Source organism: Psychrosphaera haliotis (assembly GCF_009728465.1).
Classification (GTDB): Bacteria; Pseudomonadota; Gammaproteobacteria; order Enterobacterales; family Alteromonadaceae; genus Psychrosphaera; species Psychrosphaera haliotis.
In genome coordinates this window covers 324,962-344,406 of record NZ_WOCD01000005.1, presented here as the reverse complement: position 1 = coordinate 344,406, position 19,445 = coordinate 324,962, and the positions used below count along the sequence as shown (strand labels likewise).

General features: G+C 40.4%; 16 protein-coding genes. 10 read left to right on the top strand and 6 right to left on the bottom strand.

What is annotated here, in order from left to right:
• The first annotated feature begins 117 nt into the window (after positions 1 to 117).
• The 8 genes from olsF (at position 118) to mrcB (ending at position 10,485) form a co-directional block, all read left to right on the top strand.
• Entirely contained in the window at positions 118 to 1,866 is a 1,749-nt protein-coding gene (olsF, locus tag GNP35_RS12090) for a bifunctional ornithine lipid synthase OlsF (protein WP_155696360.1), read from the top strand.
• Between the two features lie 48 nt (positions 1,867 to 1,914).
• Positions 1,915 to 2,748: a UDP-2,3-diacylglucosamine diphosphatase gene (locus GNP35_RS12085; protein WP_155696359.1), complete on the top strand. Its 834-nt coding sequence runs from the start codon at positions 1,915 to 1,917 to the stop codon at positions 2,746 to 2,748.
• A 45-nt stretch (positions 2,749 to 2,793) separates the two neighbouring features.
• The gene (locus tag GNP35_RS12080) at positions 2,794 to 3,750 is read left to right on the top strand and encodes a Ppx/GppA family phosphatase (protein WP_155696358.1); all 957 of its coding nucleotides are present in this window, start codon (positions 2,794 to 2,796) and stop codon (positions 3,748 to 3,750) included.
• 129 nt (positions 3,751 to 3,879) lie between these two features.
• Entirely contained in the window at positions 3,880 to 4,416 is a 537-nt protein-coding gene (locus GNP35_RS12075; RefSeq protein WP_155696357.1) for a phosphatase PAP2 family protein, read from the top strand.
• An 11-nt stretch (positions 4,417 to 4,427) separates the two neighbouring features.
• Complete coding sequence (locus tag GNP35_RS12070) at positions 4,428 to 5,486, top strand: MJ1255/VC2487 family glycosyltransferase (protein WP_155696356.1); 1,059 nt, start codon at positions 4,428 to 4,430, stop codon at positions 5,484 to 5,486.
• A gap of 80 nt (positions 5,487 to 5,566) precedes the next feature.
• Complete coding sequence (locus GNP35_RS12065) at positions 5,567 to 7,132, top strand: DEAD/DEAH box helicase (RefSeq protein ID WP_155696355.1); 1,566 nt, start codon at positions 5,567 to 5,569, stop codon at positions 7,130 to 7,132.
• Between the two features lie 4 nt (positions 7,133 to 7,136).
• Positions 7,137 to 8,147 carry an ATP-dependent helicase C-terminal domain-containing protein gene (locus GNP35_RS16360; RefSeq protein WP_155696354.1) on the top strand — a complete coding sequence of 337 codons (1,011 nt, stop codon included), beginning with the start codon at positions 7,137 to 7,139 and terminating at the stop codon, positions 8,145 to 8,147.
• Between the two features lie 73 nt (positions 8,148 to 8,220).
• The gene (mrcB, locus tag GNP35_RS12055) at positions 8,221 to 10,485 is read left to right on the top strand and encodes a penicillin-binding protein 1B (RefSeq protein ID WP_155696353.1); all 2,265 of its coding nucleotides are present in this window, start codon (positions 8,221 to 8,223) and stop codon (positions 10,483 to 10,485) included.
• A gap of 193 nt (positions 10,486 to 10,678) precedes the next feature.
• On the opposite strand, the gene hemL is transcribed toward mrcB, so the two are convergent.
• The 4 genes from hemL to GNP35_RS12035 form a co-directional block, all read right to left on the bottom strand.
• Positions 10,679 to 11,971 carry a glutamate-1-semialdehyde 2,1-aminomutase gene (hemL, locus tag GNP35_RS12050; RefSeq protein WP_155696352.1) on the bottom strand — a complete coding sequence of 431 codons (1,293 nt, stop codon included), beginning with the start codon at positions 11,969 to 11,971 and terminating at the stop codon, positions 10,679 to 10,681.
• A gap of 24 nt (positions 11,972 to 11,995) precedes the next feature.
• Entirely contained in the window at positions 11,996 to 13,000 is a 1,005-nt protein-coding gene (locus GNP35_RS12045) for an aspartate carbamoyltransferase (RefSeq protein WP_155696351.1), read from the bottom strand.
• A gap of 75 nt (positions 13,001 to 13,075) precedes the next feature.
• Positions 13,076 to 13,588 carry a CopD family protein gene (locus GNP35_RS12040; RefSeq protein ID WP_155696350.1) on the bottom strand — a complete coding sequence of 171 codons (513 nt, stop codon included), beginning with the start codon at positions 13,586 to 13,588 and terminating at the stop codon, positions 13,076 to 13,078.
• Positions 13,585 to 15,276 carry a chloride channel protein gene (locus tag GNP35_RS12035; protein ID WP_155696349.1) on the bottom strand — a complete coding sequence of 564 codons (1,692 nt, stop codon included), beginning with the start codon at positions 15,274 to 15,276 and terminating at the stop codon, positions 13,585 to 13,587. The genes GNP35_RS12040 and GNP35_RS12035 overlap by 4 nt, the downstream gene beginning before the upstream one ends.
• Before the next feature lie 205 nt (positions 15,277 to 15,481).
• Between GNP35_RS12035 and GNP35_RS12030 the strand changes: the two genes are divergently transcribed.
• On the top strand, positions 15,482 to 16,132 hold the full coding sequence (locus tag GNP35_RS12030) for a DUF6776 family protein (RefSeq protein ID WP_155696348.1): 651 nt from the start codon (positions 15,482 to 15,484) through the stop codon (positions 16,130 to 16,132).
• A 69-nt stretch (positions 16,133 to 16,201) separates the two neighbouring features.
• Positions 16,202 to 16,576: an iron-sulfur cluster insertion protein ErpA gene (gene erpA, locus GNP35_RS12025; RefSeq protein WP_155696347.1), complete on the top strand. Its 375-nt coding sequence runs from the start codon at positions 16,202 to 16,204 to the stop codon at positions 16,574 to 16,576.
• Positions 16,577 to 16,741: 165 nt separating this feature from the next.
• On the opposite strand, the gene GNP35_RS12020 is transcribed toward erpA, so the two are convergent.
• Together GNP35_RS12020 and GNP35_RS12015 are read right to left on the bottom strand one after the other, a co-directional pair.
• Positions 16,742 to 16,921 (bottom strand): hypothetical protein, encoded by a 180-nt coding sequence (locus tag GNP35_RS12020; RefSeq protein ID WP_155696345.1) that lies wholly within the window; start codon positions 16,919 to 16,921, stop codon positions 16,742 to 16,744.
• Complete coding sequence (locus GNP35_RS12015; protein WP_155696343.1) at positions 16,921 to 19,419, bottom strand: penicillin-binding protein 1A; 2,499 nt, start codon at positions 19,417 to 19,419, stop codon at positions 16,921 to 16,923. Before GNP35_RS12015 ends, GNP35_RS12020 begins: the two co-directional genes overlap by 1 nt.
• Positions 19,420 to 19,445: the final 26 nt, after the last annotated feature.

Below are 19,445 nucleotides of genomic sequence, written 5' to 3'. Positions count from 1 at the left end.
AAATTGGAGGGAGATTAAAATTGGAGTGAAATTGTCATCAAATTGAAATTTTTTGTTCAACTCTCTGTCATCAAGTCCGCCTAATTTATCACTTAACTCATAGTGTAGGTGAACGTCATGATTTCAGTAAAAAATGTGGTAGCAGAGCAGTTTCCAGCAATTGAAAGTGGCAACCCATTTCTAAAAAATTCTTTCCTTAGGTTTCTTCGTTTTATATTTCACGAAAGTGAATTCCAACGTTTTGAAGCGTTATACCCACATGTAAAAGGCATCGATTTTGTTGAGCAGGCTTTAGAGTTTTTTGAATTTGATTATAGTGCCAATGAGCGTGAAATCAGAAACATTCCAACGTCTGGCAAAGTCGTAGCCATCGCTAATCATCCAATCGGTAGTTTAGATGGGTTGGTGCTACTTAAGCTGTTGAGCAAAGTTCGCAAAGACGTAAAAGTGGTCGCCAATGAGTTACTTTGGGCGATTGAGCCACTCAGACCTATGTTGCTGCCTGTTAACAATATGGGTGGTCGAAATGCAAAAGAAAACATGGCGGCTATCGAACAACACCTCACCAATGGTGGCGCATTACTTATTTTTCCAGCCGGAGAAGTTTCAAGGTTATCAGCAACAGGCATAAAAGACGGCGACTGGCGTAGCGGCTTTTTAAAGTTCGCACAAAAAACACAGTCTGACATTTTACCGATACATGTTGATGGTAAAAACTCGGCGTTTTTCTACGGCTTGTCTATGTTGGCTAAACCTTTGAGCACCATTTGGCTAGTTCACGAAATGTTTAAACAACATGATCAAGAGCTAAAGCTTCGGATTGGAGCGCCTATTGCGCCGAGCACTTATAATAACCTGCCGATTGATAACAAACGATTGATAAAACTGTTTAAAAAACACGTTTACGCTCTTAACAAACGCCGTTGTGTACCAGAGTTTAGTTCTAGTTTAGAAAGCATTGCCCACCCGGAGTCACCAACCTTAGTAAGAGAAGAGCTAAAGCAAAGCCAACGCTTAGGTGAAACTACAGATGGCAAACAAATATATTGTTTCCAGCCCAAAAATGATGATGCGTCAGCCGTAATGAGAGAGCTTGCTCGTCTTCGGGAGTTTACGTTTAGATCAGTAGGCGAGGGCACAGGAAAAATGCGCGACTTTGATGCATATGATTGGTTTTACGATCACGTTATTTTGTGGGACGACAATCAGTTAGAAATTGTTGGCGCGTATCGCATGGTAGCCATGGAAAAGGTGAGAAAGCATCATACTGCGGAAGGCCTTTATACCGATACTTTGTTCGACTTAACCGACATGCCAGAAGCTTTGAGTAATAAAACATTGGAGTTAGGACGCAGCTTTATTCAGCCTAAGTATTGGGGTAAACGAAGCTTAGATTATCTATGGCAAGGTGTTGGTGCATACCTAGCAACAAAACCGCAAATACAATATTTAATAGGGCCAGTGACCATTAGTAATGAGCTCCCTAAACAATGCCAGGCGAGTTTAATTCGATATTACCAAACCTATTTTGGCGGCAAAGAATTAGCCTTTGACCGCAACAGTCTTAATCACAGTTCAACATGGCCAATTGCACGTAACCCTTATCAACTAAGCAACACATTAGGTATTCAATTTGATGGCAATAATGCGGTAGATGACTTTGTGAAATTAAAATCATTTATGAAAGAGCAAGGTTATGCAATCCCAACTCTGTTTAAACAATACACCGAGCTGTGCGATGAACAAGGGACGCAATTTTTAAGTTACAACATTGACCCAGATTTTGCTGACTGCATAGATGGTTTTGTATTTATAGATATCGAAAAAATGAAACCAGCCAAACGAAGTCGCTATTTAAGATTCTGAAAACTACAGAGTCAGCACGTTAGTTTTTGGAAAGTTATAGGAGCAAACATGAGTACTAAACATCATTATGAAAGCCTTTGGATATCGGACATTCATTTAGGGTGCAAAGATTGTAAAGCAGAGTTTTTATTATCCTTTTTAAAGAGCTGCGAAGTAAAACGTATTTTTCTTGTGGGTGACATTGTTGACTTTTGGGCTCTGAATAGAAGAACTTTCTGGCCAGAAGCGCACAATAAAGTGTTTAATCATTTATTAGAATTGTCACAACAGGGCGTGGAAGTCATTTATATTCCAGGCAACCATGACGACGTGGTTCGCTCTTATCAGTCCTTTAATTTTGCCGGCATGAAAATACACCAAGAATATATTCATGAAACCGTGTCAGGTAAAAAGTTACTGCTATTACACGGCGATAAATTTGATCAGCAAGTATGCTTTGGTCGCTTTCATGCGAAGTTAGGCGATGCGCTGTATGATTTGTTGTTATTTTTAAATAGGCAATTACATAAAGCCCGAAAAGCAACCGGAAGACCTTATTGGTCGCTCGCTTCCTATTTAAAAACTAAAGTTAAAAAGGCCAATGAGGCCATTGAACGATATAAACAAGCTGCATTATCGGAAGCCAAACTTCAGCAGGTAGATGGTGTTGTTTGTGGGCATATTCACCATCCTCAAATATGTTTAGAAAATGGTCTGATGTACTGTAATGACGGTGATTGGGTGGAAAATTGTACTGTGCTTGTAGAGACAGAGTTAGGCGATCTTAAATTACTACGCTGGAACGATGCCATTGATAACGTTGATGTTTTAGGTCAAGTTAATTGGAGCAAACAGCAACAGAACAACAATAATCGACAAGTAGACCGGAAATGGGTATCTTAATTGTATTAAAATTGCATAAAACCTTATTTTTGGACAACCTTTTAGATGACAAACTCCCAACCGGGATCGGGCGATTTAGCATTTAGTGATACCACCAAAATCGCTGTACTGGACATTGGTTCAAATAGCTTCCACTTTGTCGTGGGAGAAATGAGTAAACAATCAGTAAAGATCTTATATAAATTAAAACAAAAAGTTCGTTTAGCCGACGGTTTGTCGGATGACATGGTGCTTTCTAATGCCGCAATAGAACGTGGTGTAGAGGCATTGGAGAAGATCAACCAACGAATTCAAACCTATAAACCTGACTTTGTTAAGGTGGTGGGTACTTATACACTTAGAAACGCCACAAATATTGCTGACTTTGAGCGTGCGGCAAAATCGGTATTTTCATATCCCATCCAAATTTTATCTGGCGAAGAAGAAGCTAAACTAATCTTTAATGGTGTGGCTAGAAGTCATACGTTAGACAAATCTACTTTGATTATTGATATAGGTGGCGGTAGTACGGAATTTGTCATTGGCCAAAATAAGCAGTCTGATTTAGCCGCGAGTTTAGACATGGGTTGTGTTAGTTATTCGCACCGTTGTTTTCCTCAAAATATCATGACCAACGATGCCTTTGATAAAGCTATTAACGCGGCAAAAAATAATCTCAAAACCATTGAAGGCTCTTTTGTAAATAAAGGCTGGGAAGTTTGCTTAGGCACCTCAGGCTCGGTAGAAAGTTTAGTGAGTGTTATAGCTCAGGAAACCGGACAACCTTTGTCTAAGCAGGCTATTACGCTTGAAGACTTATACAAACTAAAGCGTTTGTGCATTAATGCTGGAAACAGTGAAGCGTTAAGTATTGGCGAAATTAATGAATGCCGAAAACACGTGTTTGCCGCAGGATTGTCAATTATGATTGCGGCTTTTGAAGTACTAAACATACAATCGTTAAAAGTGGTAACTTCAGCGTTAAGAGAAGGCGTGATGTATGAAGTTTTTGACGCCATGTAAGTAAATGATAAAGCAGAAACTATCATCTTCATTTCATCAATTTGTCTTGTAAAAGTAACATAGAAGAAATATAGCTCACCTAATATTGAATCATGCAAACAATGCATTTCACTAATAGGTGAGGTTACTATGTTCGGTATCGCTAAAAATAACAAGTTACAAGAGTTAGACACTCAGCTTTTTTACCAACTCAATCGCATATCAAAACATTCAATCAAAAACACAAGCAAGTGGGTCTCAAAAACAGGCGATGGCCACTTATACTTTGTTATCGCGCTCGCCACTATTGCTCTTAGTGATGAGTTCAGTCCTGACTTTTTTTATACTGCGTTAGTCGCCTTTGCTGTTGAACTACCAATTTATATACTTTTAAAAAACGTAGTTAAACGTAATCGACCCTTTGAAAAGTTAGTGGCATTTAAGTCTCATATTTCCCCATCAGATAAGTTCAGTATGCCGTCTGGGCATAGTGCCGCTGCTTTCTTATTTGCAACGGTTGTTGCTTCCTATTTTCCTGCTTTGGCTGTGTTTGCTTACATATGGGCGAGTTTAATAGCACTTTCTCGTGTGTTATTAGGCGTACACTTTCCTGGCGACACCATTATTGGTGCAGTACTTGGAATCGCTTGTGCAGAGTTTGTTATTAATACGTTGAATGTTCTTTAAAAGGTGAATTTATGAAAATCTTATACGGAATACAAGGTACTGGAAATGGCCACATAACTCGAGCTAGAGTAATGGCAAAAGCGCTGGCGAAAAAAGGCCTTGAAGTGGATTACGTTTTTTCAGGTCGACCTGCGGGACAGTATTTTGATATGGAAGATTTTGGAAATTACCAAACCTTTAAGGGTCTTAGTTTTGTGTCTGAACATGGCACCATTAGTTATTTAAAAACGATTCAAAAAGCGCGTCCGCTAAAGATGTATAAAGACATCCAAAATTTTGATGTTAGCAGCTACGACTTAATCTTGAATGATTTTGAGCCTATAACAGCGTGGGCAGGACGTAAAGCGGGCAAAAAGGTGATCAATATTAGCCATCAGGCGGTCTTCACAAAAGATAAAGTACCATCTTTAGGATTAGGTTGGTTAAACAGACAAATACTTAGAAATTTTGCACCGAGCGACATTGCCCTTGGTGTGCACTGGTACCATTATGGCCAGTCAATTATGCCGCCCTTTATTGAACGTGAAGTAAGCAGCAGTTCAAGCTCTGAAAATGTACTGGTTTATATGCCCTTTGAGGACATAAATGAAGTGGTTGAGTTATTGGAAAGCCAGCTTGATCAAGAGTTTGTGTTGTATCACCCTGATGTTAAAGCACAAAGAAAAGTAAATAACGTGTTATTTAGACGCGCTTGTAGAACTGGCTTTTTAAAAGACCTTGAGGAATCAAAAGGCGTCATCGCAAATGCGGGTTTTGAACTTAGCAGTGAAGCACTTTGCGCCGGTAAAAAGCTGTTATTAAAACCTTTGCAAGGCCAGTTTGAGCAAGAATCAAATGCTGAAACCCTTCGTAGCTTGGGGCTGGCTACGGTTATTAATGGGTTAGACGAGTCAGAGTTGGAGCGTTGGTTATTATTACCAGACAATGACGCTATTAATTATCCTAGCGACCCAACGCCGCTGGTGGAGTGGTTGATTAGTGGTGATCATACTCAACCCGATGTTTTGTGTAAGCAACTATGGGCGTCAATTTCGTTACCGCAGTTTTCTAGGAGCGTTTGGTCTAAATAAGCATTTGTATTGAATGTTACTTATGAAGACTGACTTCTTGGCATATAATGACGCCAATTTACGTTGTTGTGAGCCATTAAATGAGTCTTCAATCTTTACCTGTTGATCAAATTTTTCCAGAATTATGTTCGCTATTAAAACAGCAAACCCGTTTAGTATTGCAAGCGGAGCCTGGTGCAGGTAAATCAACACGACTCCCATTGTTATTGGTAAAAGAAGGCGAAAATCTTTCTGGTCAATTTTCTCCTAACAATCAGATCATCATTCTAGAACCTCGCCGAGTCGCGGCTCGACAAATAGCCCACTATTTGGCAAAACAATTAAACGAAAAAGTAGGCCAAACCATTGGTCTTGCTATGCGCGGGGAAAATCACACTAGCAGTCAAACCGTATTGACCGTAGTGACGGATGGCGTGCTGGTTAAAATGCTCCAACAAGACCCAGAATTAAGCGGTATTGGGCTGGTGATTTTTGATGAATTTCACGAACGTTCATTGTCTTCTGATTTAGCATTGGCCTTGAGCATGGATTGCCAGCAACTAAATGAAAACCTAGCATTATTGATTATGTCGGCCACTATCGACATTAAAAACATATCTGAGCAATTAGATGCATCAGTTATAAGTGCCGCTGGACGACAGTTTCCAATTGAGTACAGATACGTACCAAGCGAACTTATACCTACTGCTGACAACATAGTATCGGCAATAAAAACAGCGTTAGCAGAAACCCACAGCTCTATTCTGGTATTCCTACCTGGAATGGCCGACATCAAAAGAGTATCAAGTTATATAGCGAGTCATTTACCCAATAACACTGAAGTTCATTCACTGTTTGGAGGCTTGTCGATTGACCAGCAAGTGAAGGCAATTGAACCTGCGCCTAAAGGTAAACGAAAGATTGTATTGGCCACCAATATCGCGCAAACCAGTTTAACTATCGACGGCATTGATGTTGTTATTGATAGTGGCCAAGAGAAAGTGAATGTTTACCAACCTAGAATTAATGCAGACACTTTAATTAGCCAAGCAATATCTAAATCTTCTGCGGCACAAAGAGCCGGTCGAGCAGGGAGACTAAGGCCAGGCGTTTGTTATCGTTTAGGCAGTGAAGAACACTGGGGCCGTAAACCAACCTTTGATGTTGCTGAAATTGAACGAAGTGACTTATCGCAGCTGCTGCTAGAGATCACCCTGTGGGGAAGTCAATTTGATGATTTGTTTTGGGCATCTAAACCAGAAATAAGTGCACTAAAAGCCGCAGAGAAAAAGCTCGTTGCACTACAATATTTAGAACGCAGTCAAACAGAAGTTAAAAAGTTAGGTCATGAGGCATCGACTGAAAACGCTCAGTCAAAGTTAATAACTACAACGCTGTCCACTCAATATCAATCATTTGGCAGTGACATAAGGCTCACGCGTTTACTGAGTTATGCAAAACAAATGGGGCCGGTATTCATACAAACAGGCTGCTATTTATCAGCATGGCTAGATGTTGGGTTAAATGACTCACAGATCCGAATTCCTGAAAACATAAGTGACATGCTTAGTGTTAATCCGGCTAAACCAGACAAAATGCCGACTAGGGTTGCAAAACAATACAGAAAAATTGCTACCAAGCTTTCTATCGAAACCGTCAAAAGGTAATACAGTGGATGCTGATGTATTTGGCGTGTTGCTGGCGCATGCCTTCCCAGATCGAATTGCTAAAAAAACAAGTAAGCGTTGGAAAATGAGTAATGGTGGAGCCGTTGAATTTCATCATAGTAGCGTACCAAGCAATAGTGACTTTATCGTGGTTTTGGATTTTAGTGCCAGTAAATATGGTCATTACATTAGGCACTACGCTGAACTGTCTGAAAGCCAAGTTGATGAGTATTTATCAGATTTAGTTGTGACCAAAGAAAGCGTGACATGGTCTTCACAAAAACAGTCGCCTGTTGCTTTTGTGGAAACAAAAATTGGTGAATTAGTGCTAGAGCAAAAGCCGATTAAAGTGAACTTTAGCGAACAACAATGGCAAAAAGTATGGCTTGATTATGTTTCGCAAACGGGTCTTAAAAGCTTTGGGGCCAATGAGAAAAAAATACAGGTGTGGCTGACAAAGTTAGCCTACATTACAAATTCGGTAAAAGGCACCGAATCTGAAACATCAAGTAAAGCTCAATCTTGGCCAGAATGTTCGGTTGAGTGGTTAATGGATAATACCGAAAAATGGCTAAGTCCTTTTTTAGATAATGTAAGAAGTTTACCGCAACTGCAAAAACTAGATGTGATAACTATGCTAAATAGCCTACTAACGTGGGAACAACAACAGCAGTTAAAAACTTGGTTTCCGTCGCATTATGAAACGCCAGCAGGGACTCGTTGCAAAATTGACTACAGCAATACACCACCAAAAATATCAGTTCGATTACAAGAGATGTTTGGTGAACCCGCGTCACCAGCTATTTTTCAGGGAAAAGTAGCGCTTCTAATTGAGTTGCTGTCACCTGCGCAAAGACCGATTCAGTTGACTCAAGACTTGGCTCACTTTTGGAATAACGCTTACGTTGAGGTGAAAAAAGAAATGAAAGGTCGCTACCCAAAACACAGATGGCCGGATTCTCCACAAACGGAGTTGGCGGGACATTCGCTTAAGAAAAAAATGCCTTCCAAATAGTTTATTTACGCCTTTGGAAAAGGTAAGGTGAGATACGCGTTAAAACAATAATTATTAGAATAAATATAACCTTATGAGCAATGATGTCGACCCAAATCAGGTTTTAAAATCAGGTAGTTACCGAGCACTAAAGGTAGTTATCTTTATTCTTGTGTGTTTGGCATTTTACACTTTGTATATGGATGCCTGGGTACAAAAACGCATGTCAGGCCAAAAGTGGGACACCCCGGTTCAGGTATTCGCTAGACCGTTGTCTTTGTATAACCATAAATTTTTACCTAAACAAGAGCTAGTGGATGAGCTTAAGTTACTAGGATACAAATCTACATCTGTTGTTTCAGAGCCAGGTCAGTACAGTATCAACCAGTCTTTTGTTGAGGTGTATCGTCGAAGTTACATTGGTTTTGATGGCTTGGTTTCTCCTCAAAAGTTGCGTATTGGTTTTAACAATAATCGAATTGCCGCATTACAAATATTAGTGGAGCAACAATGGCAAGCGGAATCACTTGCTTATGTTGAACCTTTGTTAATATCTAGACAAGCAACCGAAAGTAAAGAAGATAGAGAGATACTGGATTTATCAACCATTCCTGAGTGGATGATTGACGCTTTGTTAGTGGTTGAAGACAAGAATTTTTATCATCATCACGGTGTTGCACCGTTAGCTATTGTAAGAGCCTTATTTGCTAATATTGCTGCTGGCCGAAAGGTTCAAGGCGGCAGTACTATTACCCAGCAGTTAGCAAAAAACTTGTTGCTCAATGACAACCGCAAGTCCTATTTTAGAAAATTTAAAGAAGCCATCATTGCACTCATATTGGACTACCGATATAGCAAAGATGCCATATTAGAAGCGTATTTTAATGAGATATATTTAGGTCAGAATGCCAGTCGTGGTGTGCATGGTTTTGCGCTCGCGAGTAAATTTTATTTTAACCAGCGGTTAGCTGATCTGACACCTGGTCAGTTTTCTATGCTGGTGGCAATTGTAAAAGGGCCCTCCTACTACAACCCGATTCGCCATCCTGAGCGTGTTCAAGAGCGTCGTGATCTGGTTTTGCAGCTTATGGTTTCTTCTAATGTGATTAGCCGTGATGACTATCAGCAGTATGTAGATCAGCCGATTAAGCTATCGGTTAACAAAGCAAAACATCGGGCTCGTTTTCCATCCTATTTGCAGCAAGTAGACAGGGAGCTGAAACAACTAGACGTGGTTGCGCCTCTTAACAGTGGCTTGATGGTTTTTACTGGATTAGACCCGTTATTGCAGTCTCGTTACGAATCATTGTTTTCAAAGAGTATAGGTAAGTTAGAATCTGGTTATAAACAAAAAGACTTAAATGGGGCAGTCGTTTCTCTTAGTCTAGAAAATGGCACTATTTCAGCCTTGATTGGCGATAAAAACAATGCCTCTGGTGGATTTAATCGAGCTTTAGATACACAAAGAAACATAGGCTCGTTAGTTAAGCCTGCGGTATACCTTACGGCACTAAATGAACCTGACTATCATTTGGGAAGTCTTTTGCCAGATAAAAAAATATCAATGAAAAGTAACCAAGGAAAGCTTTGGGAGCCCACTAATTACGATAAAAAATTGCGCGGCGAAGTCTTGTTATTTGATGCTTTGAGTCAATCGTTAAACCTACCTACGGTTCATTTGGGTATGGACGTAGGCTTAAACTCGGTTATATCGACACTTAGAAAGATGGGTGTTGAACAACAAATAAATAAATATCCATCGTTACTGCTTGGTGCTTTACCTATGTCGCCTTTACAAGTTGCCGAAACCTTTCAGCCCATTGCTAATTTTGGGCAAAAGTTCCCTGTTAGGGCCATTACCCATGTAACCGACAACAATGGCATTCGGTTACTTACTCAAAATGAAGATAGCCAAATCATATTTGATTACGCCACAAGTTATGAATTGGCCTATGCGCTCACTCAAGTGACTAAAATAGGCACTGCAAAAAGGCTAGCAACTGAGCATAAAGGCATCCAGTTTGGTGGCAAAACAGGCACCACTGACGATTTACGAGACAGCTGGTTTGTAGGTTTTGATCAGAATAAGGTAACTAGTGTTTGGGTCGGCAAAGATGACAACTCACCTATAAACCTTACAGGCAGTCAAGGCGCTTTGTTTATATTTAGTCAATTGCAAAGTGCTCGAAAAGCAGAGTCGGTGAACAAGCCAAAACCAAATAATGTGGAATTTAGATTTATTGAGAAAGAGACAGGACAAGTATTGTCTGATGAATGCGGTGAGAATGTCAGTTTGCCAGTTCGGGTAGATAAAATTACAAAAATTAAAGACTGCCCATCACTTTTTGATTGGCTTTAAACGCTGAAAACCTAAACCTTAAAGTTTCTAAACAAATAGTCAGAATTCCAATGCGAAAGGTCAATGAACAGGCACAAAAAAAGCCACGCTTGGTGGCTTTTAAACAACTGTTAAAACACTTTTGGTCAATCGCGACTTTTAAACGCAGCTTTTAACCCGGGCCTATATTCCTGACGTTAGCAGTCGCCAATAATTAATTCGCTTTTGCTAATTCCGCAAATGCTTCACCAATTACTTCAATGGTCTTGTCTAGCATTGGACGGTCGTGCTTAATAGATACAAATCCAGCTTCAAACGCTGAAGGTGCTAAGTAAACACCACGGTCTAAACAAAGGTGGAAGAACTGTTTGAATCGCTCACCGTCACATTCACAAACTTGAGCAAACGTGGTTACTTTAGATGCTTCCGTGAAGAAAATACCAAACATGCCGCCCGCTTGTGCCGTTGCAACAGGAATACCGTGCTTAGCAGCTTGTGCTTCAACACCTTCTAATAAATAGGCAGTTTGTGCAGTTAGCTGCTCGTGAAAACCATCTTTTTCAAGTTCAGCTAGTGCCGCAAGACCAGCAGCCATAGCCACAGGGTTACCAGACAAAGTACCTGCTTGATAAACAGGACCGTCTGGCGCTAGGTGTGCCATCACTTCTTTTTTGCCACCAAAAGCACCAACAGGCATGCCGCCGCCAATAACTTTACCTAACGTTGTTAAGTCAGGTTCTACATTGTACAGCCCTTGTGCGCTGCCTTTATGGACACGGAACCCCGTCATTACTTCATCAAAGATAAGTACCGCATTGTATTCATCACAAATCTCACGCAGACCTTCTAAAAAGCCAGCAACAGGAGGAATACAGTTCATGTTACCTGCTACAGGTTCAACAATAATACAGGCGATGTCATCGCTGTGCTGCTTACAAATTTCTCTAACTGAATCTAAGTTATTAAACTCTGCTGTTAAAGTGTGTGCTGCAACGTCAGCAGGAATGCCTGGAGAGCTCGGTACGCCCATCGTTAATAAGCCAGAACCAGCTTTTACTAAAAGCGAGTCTGCATGACCATGGTAACAGCCTTCAAATTTAAGAAGCTTGTTTTTACCTGTGTAACCACGTGCTAAACGAATGGCACTCATGGTTGCTTCAGTACCTGAATTCACCATTCGAACTTTTTCTATTGAAGGCAAAAACTCAGTGATTTTTTCCGCCATGGTAACTTCAATTTCAGTAGGGGCACCAAAACTTAAGCCATTTTCAACGGCAGCAATTACGGCATTTTTAATAGCTGGGTGGTTGTGGCCTAAAATCATAGGTCCCCAAGAGCCAACATAATCGATATAAGCTTTGCCATCGACATCATAAGCAATAGCGCCATCGGCTTTTTCGAAAAAGATTGGTGTGCCGCCAACGCCATTAAACGCGCGCACTGGAGAATTTACACCGCCAGGGATGTGCTGTTTAGCTTGTGCAAAAAGATCTGCTGATTTAGTCATAAAACGTTTATTACCTATTTAAAATTATTTTGAGCTTACCCAAGGAACATCACACTGAAATTTATCGACCTTGTCGGCTACTCCAAGTGTTAGTGCAAATAATGCCATTCTAATCAGAACGCCATTGTCTGCTTGGCGAAATATAGCCAAGTTTGGGTTTTGGTTTAAATCGTTGTCGAGTTCATTCGCATCAGAGCGAGAGTCTCTTGGCAGTGGGTGCATGATTACCGTATTAGACTTACAATATTTTGTATAAATATCGCTATTTAAACGGAACTGACCACGGTATTTATTGGCTTCATCTTGGCTATCAAATCGCTCTTCCTGTATGCGGGTTTGGTAAACAATGTCAGCACCAATATTATTTTCCATTTTGTCACTGATTGTGACCTTATGGCCCGCATTTTCTAGCGTATCAATAACGTAAGATGGCATTGATAACTCGTTTGGAGAAACCAAACTAATATGCATATTTTTATATAGCGCGAGCAACTTCGACAAAGAATGTACGGTTCTGCCATTTTTAAGATCACCCACCATTGCGATGTGCATGCCATCCACTTTTTGAGCAAAAGCGGCGAGCTCCTTTTGAATGGTGAATAAATCTAACAATGCTTGTGTTGGGTGTTCATTAGCGCCGTCGCCGCCATTAATAACAGGCACTCGACTACCTTCGGCAAACTCTGCTACAGATCCGGCTTGCGGGTGACGCATGGCAATCACGTCGCTGTAACTGCTAATTACTCGAGCTGTATCGTAAAGTGATTCACCTTTGGCCAACGCTGATGTTTGCATGCCAGTGGTTTCTCTAACTTCGCCACCAAGCAGGTTAAACGCGCAACCAAAGCTCACTCGAGTTCTGGTGGACGGTTCAAAAAAGAGGTTTCCTAAAATTGCACCATCCAATACTTTGGTTCTCAACTGGCGCTTTGCGTAAGGCTCCATTCGGCTAGCAATATCAAAGATGTTTTGTAAATCGTCACGATTAAATTGATTAACTGAAAGTATGTGTTGCCCAGTAAAGTTCATCAGCTTAGTAGCCTATTTAAAAGAGTGGAACATGGTTGGAAGGCAATTTTAGCAGACCAACCCAGACTTCGACAATTAGAAAGGCTTAACAATCGCTAAGATAATAATTGCCAATAAAATTAATACAGGTACTTCATTAAAAATACGGAAAAAGCGAGCGGACTTGTCATTTTTATTATCTTTAAAACGCTTCAGTAAAACAAAACAATAACCATGATAGATATATAAAAATGCCACTAACAACAATTTTGCATGTAACCAATGGCTCATTCTAAACCAGTCCATGCCGTAGCTATGGATGAGTAACAATCCAAATATTAAAGTGAAGATGGCGAAGGGCGTAACAAAATACAGTAATCGACGCTCCATCACTTTTAGGGTTTCAGATGTGTGAAAAATAGACTCGGCTGGTATCGTTTTTTGACTAATATCAGCCTGTTCTTTAGAATCGTTTCTGATTTTATCTTCAGGGTCTGAAGCAGCTTCATTTTCCGCATGGTAAACAAACAGACGCGGCAAATAAAAAATACCAGCAAACCAAGCCACCATAAAAAACACGTGAAAAGCTTTATACCAAAGTATGATCATAACAAGGCGTTCCTATTCATTAGTATTGTGCGTAATTGTTCCCACGTGACGATGCCTACAATTTTTTCTCCGCTGGTGCTGGTAATTAATGTCGCGCCGTCACGTTGATCTTTAATAAGTTCCCAAACGTGCGCTAGAGTTGAACGTGTATCCATTGTCAGTAACGGCGTGTATTTAACTTTGTCGTTGTTACGTGAGTAGCTGGTATCAAATTCTGCCAAAGAGTAATCAACGCCAAGGTCATGTTTCATAGCAACGATAAGCCACTGTGATTCATGCTTGTCGTTTAAGTGGAAACGGACATCCTGCTCAGTCACATAATTGATGAGTTTTAAATTAGTGTCCATTTCTGCCAATACACCAATTTTTTCCAATACGGTGGTTGCTGGCGGTGTTTGATACATCAGGCCTTGGAAATCAAGTTGCTGTAAGAAAATAGAGCGGTTTTTTAACCCTTGAGAACTGGTGATATACGCACTGGCAATAACAATAATAGCGGGCGTTATGGCAGCTGGATTATTGGTTAATTCAACCACAGCTACTAAGGCCGCTAACGGTGCATGTAAACTTGCAGCCATTAAACCAGACATGCCTAATACGGCGTAGGTCCCCATAAAATGAATGCTAGGATCGATAAGCATGACCAAGTTGGCAACAATTAAACCAATCAAAACACCTAACCCAAAAACTGGGCCTATGATGCCGCCAGGAATACCTAAACCTATTGCTACAAGCGTTAAAAATAATTTTGAAATAAGCAGGATTACAAGTAATTCTAGATTTGTAGGGGAGATCATTGCCTGATTTATTGCGCTTGTACCGTCACCTAAGGCTTCAGGCACAAAATAACCGACAATAGCCGTTAAAACACCGGCTAATAAAAGACGTGGAAACATGTTCACATATCGGAAGGTTCGAATGATACGCATTAGGTTAGTATTAAAAATATATGCGCTGACGCCTAAAATAATGCCTAGCAATATTAGCCAAGGGTAGTGGCTACCTGGCAATGTAAATACACTAAGCTGCGCAAATTCAATGTGCTGGCCAAAAACAGCTTGGGTGATTATAGAACCTGCTGAGGAAGCCAACATCACTGGAATAAAAATGTGTATTTTATATTCCCGCAATACTACTTCCATAACAAAAATAACCGCAGCTAGAGGGGTGTTAAACGACGCTGAAATACCGGCAGCTATACCACAGGCTGTTAATGTACGAACTGCGTTATGTGGAAGCCGAAGCCATCTTCCAAAATAACTAGCACCACTAGCACCAATATGAACGGAAGGGCCTTCTCGTCCAACAGAAAAACCACTGGCGAGCGCTAAAATGCCACCTACAAATTGATTGGCTGTATTCCAAAAAGGCATGTTGCCATAATGAGCTTTGATTCGGTGGAGAACAAAAGGGATGCCGAGTCTGTAGTGCTTGTAGCCAGTAATATCTGCGAAGATAGCAATTAAAATGGCTGCAAAAATAGGTAAAGTAGGTAGTAAATAATCTAGGATGCTATCGAAAGGGCCGCCGGCTGAAAACGTCTCTTGAATAAATTCAATTGCTAGGCGAAAAACAACAATCAATAATGCCGCAGCGATACCGCCAAGCAGGCCTAGAATACTAAGCTGTATACTTGTTTGAGGTATTGCTAATCGTTTGCGCAAAGCATAAAGACTGTTAGATAGCATCTATGTTCCGGTATATTCTAAAAATACAGTGGTTACCTTCTTGGGTAACAAACCTTATAATGATGATTATAGTTAAACACAACTAGTCAAACTAAGGTCGCAAAGTGTACCATAAACCAATGACATATAATAAAAATTATCCAATATGAATGAGTGGCTCAGTTTTAATGGCCTAAAACAAAAATTAGGTCGATTTAGATTTTTAATGTTACTGATATTTGTACTGTCACTAACAGCATATATCAGCTACCAGATAGGTGGTAGTGTAAATCACTGGCAAAAGCAGCAATTAGTTAAACAGCAATCTCGGCTTGAAAGTTTGTATCAAGAAATTGATCAGCACGTAAGAAAAAACAACTATTTAACGGTTGAGTTGCAAGTTGAAAAAAAGGCATCAAAACAAACTCAAGAAGAGTTAGTGATGTTAAGAGAAGAGCTGTTTCAATTGCGTAAAGAACTTAGCTTTTATCAAAAGGTATTGGCGCCAGAGCTAGTTGCCGACGGCTTGGCCATTGAGCAATTTAATATCGAACAAGATAAAGGCCAGAATCGTTTTAAATTTCATTTTGCCGTTGTACAAACCGACAGCAAGAAGCGTAATGCAAAAGGGAATATCAGTTTGAACATTGTTGGGTATGAAAATGGCCAACGTTCAACAATTGATCTTGATAAGTTAGCAAACTTAACAGCAAAAGATTTACTCTTTAGTTTTCATTACTTTCAATATTTTGAAGGGCAATTTCAGTTACCGGAAGGTTTTACGCCTGCTCATATTGAAATTAAAGTAGTGCAACCTAAAACTCGATGGCAACCGTATAAGGCCTTTACTGAAAAGAGGGATTGGCCCGATTTATAGGCGCTGGAATACTTGATTAAATTTGTCAGGTATTAGATAATCGCGCCCCGTTTTTAAGAGGTACTTTTTATGACTAACATTGTAACACCGACTGCAGAATCAACAGAGACTCCAGAATTGCCAATTCAATTTTCTGATTCGGCTGCGATCAAAGTGAAGCAGTTAGTTGAAGAAGAAGAGAACCCAGCCTTAAAACTAAGAGTTTATGTAACGGGTGGCGGTTGTTCAGGTTTCCAATATGGCTTTACGTTTGACGAAGACGTAAACGCAGGCGACATGGAAATTGAAAAACAAGGCGTTTCTATGGTGATAGATCCAATGAGCTTACAATATTTAGTTGGCGGCATTGTTGATTACACTGAAGGCCTAGAAGGGTCACGCTTTTTTGTGAACAACCCAAATGCAACAACAACCTGTGGTTGTGGAGCAAGTTTCAGCGTTTAGTATTCAGTAAGCACTTTAAAAGTGAACGTTAAAAAGGTCGATTATCATCGGCCTTTTTTTGTACTTACGCTAAGAAGTTCATTACACGTAAATTACACGTAAGTAGTTAAGTGCGCACAAGTAGTTAAGTGCGCACAAGTAGTTAATTGCGGATAAAAATAGTAGTTAATTTAAGTAGTGATTTAGCCCGTACATCAAACCGAAAAACGCAGCAAGTGCCACTGAGAACGCGATGATATAGAAAAAGCCTCGCTTTCCTTGCTCTATGCTCCAATTATTTATTCTTAAGTACTGCCACCAAATAAGGCTTAGCAACAGCGGTATAATAAAGAAAAACTTAATCATTAAAATATCCCTTCTTCTTCGTCAATGAGATCTTTTTCTTCATCGATAGTAATAGGTGAAAATTCGTCTACATATTTAGTGGGCTCAGTACCCTTTATGAAGTACTCAAACTCCGTTGTGTGGTCAGTTTTTCTAGAAAGCAGCCCTGTTTTTCTATCAATCCTTACGGAAACAATGCCTTCGGGGATCTCTCTATTGGCAAGCGGAATACTATCTGAAATTTGAGATATAAAAGTAACCCAACCTGGCAATGCAGTTGTAGCACCAGCCTCGGCACCTGACACTTGTTCATTGTTACCTAAATTAGAATTGAATGTCGTTCGACCAAGCGGTCTTCCTGGCGCATCAAAGCCAACCCAAGTAGTGGCAACAATCGATGCATTAAAGCCAGTAAACCAAGTATCAGCGGCGTCGTTTGTGGTACCCGTTTTACCACTGAAGTCGCGTCTACCAATAGCGCGAGCTCGCCATGATGTCCCATTCCAACCGTTACCTTTAGACCAAGTGCCGCCGCCCCAAATAGAGCTATTTAAAGCTTCAGATATTAAAAACGCATTTTCAGTAGAAATAACTCGAGGTGCAGGCATTTCTGCAGAAGGTGACTTAAACGTTTCTTCTAAGTTTACCGTCTCTTCTAGGTTAGCTACCATTTTAGTCGCCTGGTAAACCGTGTCACCAGCCACGTTTTCAATTCGTTCTATTAGGTTTGATTCAACCAAAAATCCACCATTAGCGAATGCACTCATACCCGTTACTACGGACAAAGGAGATAAGGCTGCAGAGCCTAACGAGATAGTCTCATTAGATGGTAAGTCTGCTTTTGAAAAACCAAAGCGAGTCAGGTAATCCACGGTTTTATCAACACCCATGGTACGCATTAACCTGACGGCCATTACGTTTTTCGATTCCGCTAAGCCTCGTCTTACTCGTGTAGGACCGTTATAAGTTTCTGGTGAGTTTGAAGGACGCCAAACGCTGTTCTTTTCCCATTTAGTAATAGGCGCGTCGTTTATTAACGTTGCTAAAGTGGCACCATTATCAAGCGCCCCAGAATAAACAAACGGTTTTATGTTTGAACCTATCTGTCTTTTGGCTTGAGTTACACGGTTATATTGATTGTGAGAAAAGTCGTAGCCGCCTACTAACGCCAAAATATCACCGTTATTTGGATTCATAGCAACAAGTGAGCTACTAACAGTAGGCTTTTGCCCTAATCTGAAGTTACCGCTTTCATCTTCGCGAACCCAAACTAAACCGCCTTCCTTCACTATTTGCGACGCGGTTTCAGGAGCATCACCTTGCTTAGTATCACTTATGTACGGACGAGCCCATTTTAAATTATCCCAATCAATAATTTCTACGTTGCCGCCTTTTACCAACACATAAATTTGTTGTTCCATTACATTGGTGACCACTGCAGGAACTAAATCACCGTAATTTTTTATTCTAGACAAGTGCTTAACAATTTTTTCACTGGACCACTCAGCACCAGCTTCAGATGTGGTATCTAAGTTTTCAGCGTCCCATAAATAGCGACTTGGACCTCTATAGCCATGACGTTCGTCATAGGCATGAATGTTAGAACGCACCGCTTGACGTGCTGCTATTTGCGCATCACCTTTTATGGTGGTGAAAACTTTAAACCCTTCGGTATAGGCTGCTTCTAAGCCAAAACGCTCAACCATCTCTTTTCTAACTTGCTCAGCAACATAAGGTGCTGGGGCAGTAATTTTTGCACCGTGCAGTTTAGCGGTAATAGGCGCACTTTTAGCTTCTTCAAAGGTTGCAGTATCAATAGCGCCCACAGTATGCATCCGGCCTAAAACAACATTTCTTCGCCATTTTGCTAAATCTGGATTTCTTATTGGATTGTATCTGGTGGTTGCTTTAGGGATTCCTGCAATCATTGCCAATTGCGGAAGAGTTAATTCACTGATGTCTTTGCCATAATAAACTTGTGCGGCTGCACCAATACCAAAAGCTCGATTACCAAACGGAATCTTGTTTAGGTACAAGGTTAATATCTCTTCTTTCGACATTATTTGCTCAATGTGTAATGCGATATACAGCTCTTTTATTTTTCGCATCCAGCGTTTATCAAGCGAAAGAAAGACATTTCGAGCTAACTGCATGGTTATCGTGCTTGCACCTTGAGCCTTGCGGCCGGTGGAAATGACAGCAATGGCTGAACGCACAATACCGATTGGATCAATACCGAAGTGATCGTAAAAACGAGAGTCTTCCGTTGCAATAATAGCGTCTTTTAATTCTTGCGGAATTTCAGAGTAGAGTACCGGTGTTCTTCTTTTCTCACCAAATTGAGAAATGAGCTCTCCCTCTGCAGTATAAACTTTCATTGGGATTTGAAATTTAACATCACGTATTAAGTCTTCAGTTGGAAGGTCATCTTTAACGTAAAAATAAAACCCGATAACAACTAATATGGACAACAATGTCCCAAAAAATACTAGCTTGCCTAACTTTTTGAGCCAACCCATTGAATAAACCTAGAAAAAAATATGTT

Coding starts and splice junctions, on each gene's coding strand:
- GNP35_RS12065 (WP_155696355.1), top strand. CDS start 5,567: ATGAGTCTTCAATCTTTACCTGTTGATCAAATTTTTCCAGAATTATGT.
- mrcB (WP_155696353.1), top strand. CDS start 8,221: ATGAGCAATGATGTCGACCCAAATCAGGTTTTAAAATCAGGTAGTTAC.
- GNP35_RS12080 (WP_155696358.1), top strand. CDS start 2,794: ATGACAAACTCCCAACCGGGATCGGGCGATTTAGCATTTAGTGATACC.
- GNP35_RS12030 (WP_155696348.1), top strand. CDS start 15,482: ATGTTACTGATATTTGTACTGTCACTAACAGCATATATCAGCTACCAG.
- GNP35_RS12035 (WP_155696349.1), bottom strand. CDS start 15,276: ATGCTATCTAACAGTCTTTATGCTTTGCGCAAACGATTAGCAATACCT.
- GNP35_RS12085 (WP_155696359.1), top strand. CDS start 1,915: ATGAGTACTAAACATCATTATGAAAGCCTTTGGATATCGGACATTCAT.
- GNP35_RS12020 (WP_155696345.1), bottom strand. CDS start 16,921: ATGATTAAGTTTTTCTTTATTATACCGCTGTTGCTAAGCCTTATTTGG.
- hemL (WP_155696352.1), bottom strand. CDS start 11,971: ATGACTAAATCAGCAGATCTTTTTGCACAAGCTAAACAGCACATCCCT.
- GNP35_RS12040 (WP_155696350.1), bottom strand. CDS start 13,588: ATGATCATACTTTGGTATAAAGCTTTTCACGTGTTTTTTATGGTGGCT.
- GNP35_RS12075 (WP_155696357.1), top strand. CDS start 3,880: ATGTTCGGTATCGCTAAAAATAACAAGTTACAAGAGTTAGACACTCAG.
- GNP35_RS12045 (WP_155696351.1), bottom strand. CDS start 13,000: ATGAACTTTACTGGGCAACACATACTTTCAGTTAATCAATTTAATCGT.
- GNP35_RS12070 (WP_155696356.1), top strand. CDS start 4,428: ATGAAAATCTTATACGGAATACAAGGTACTGGAAATGGCCACATAACT.
- olsF (WP_155696360.1), top strand. CDS start 118: ATGATTTCAGTAAAAAATGTGGTAGCAGAGCAGTTTCCAGCAATTGAA.
- erpA (WP_155696347.1), top strand. CDS start 16,202: ATGACTAACATTGTAACACCGACTGCAGAATCAACAGAGACTCCAGAA.
- GNP35_RS12015 (WP_155696343.1), bottom strand. CDS start 19,419: ATGGGTTGGCTCAAAAAGTTAGGCAAGCTAGTATTTTTTGGGACATTG.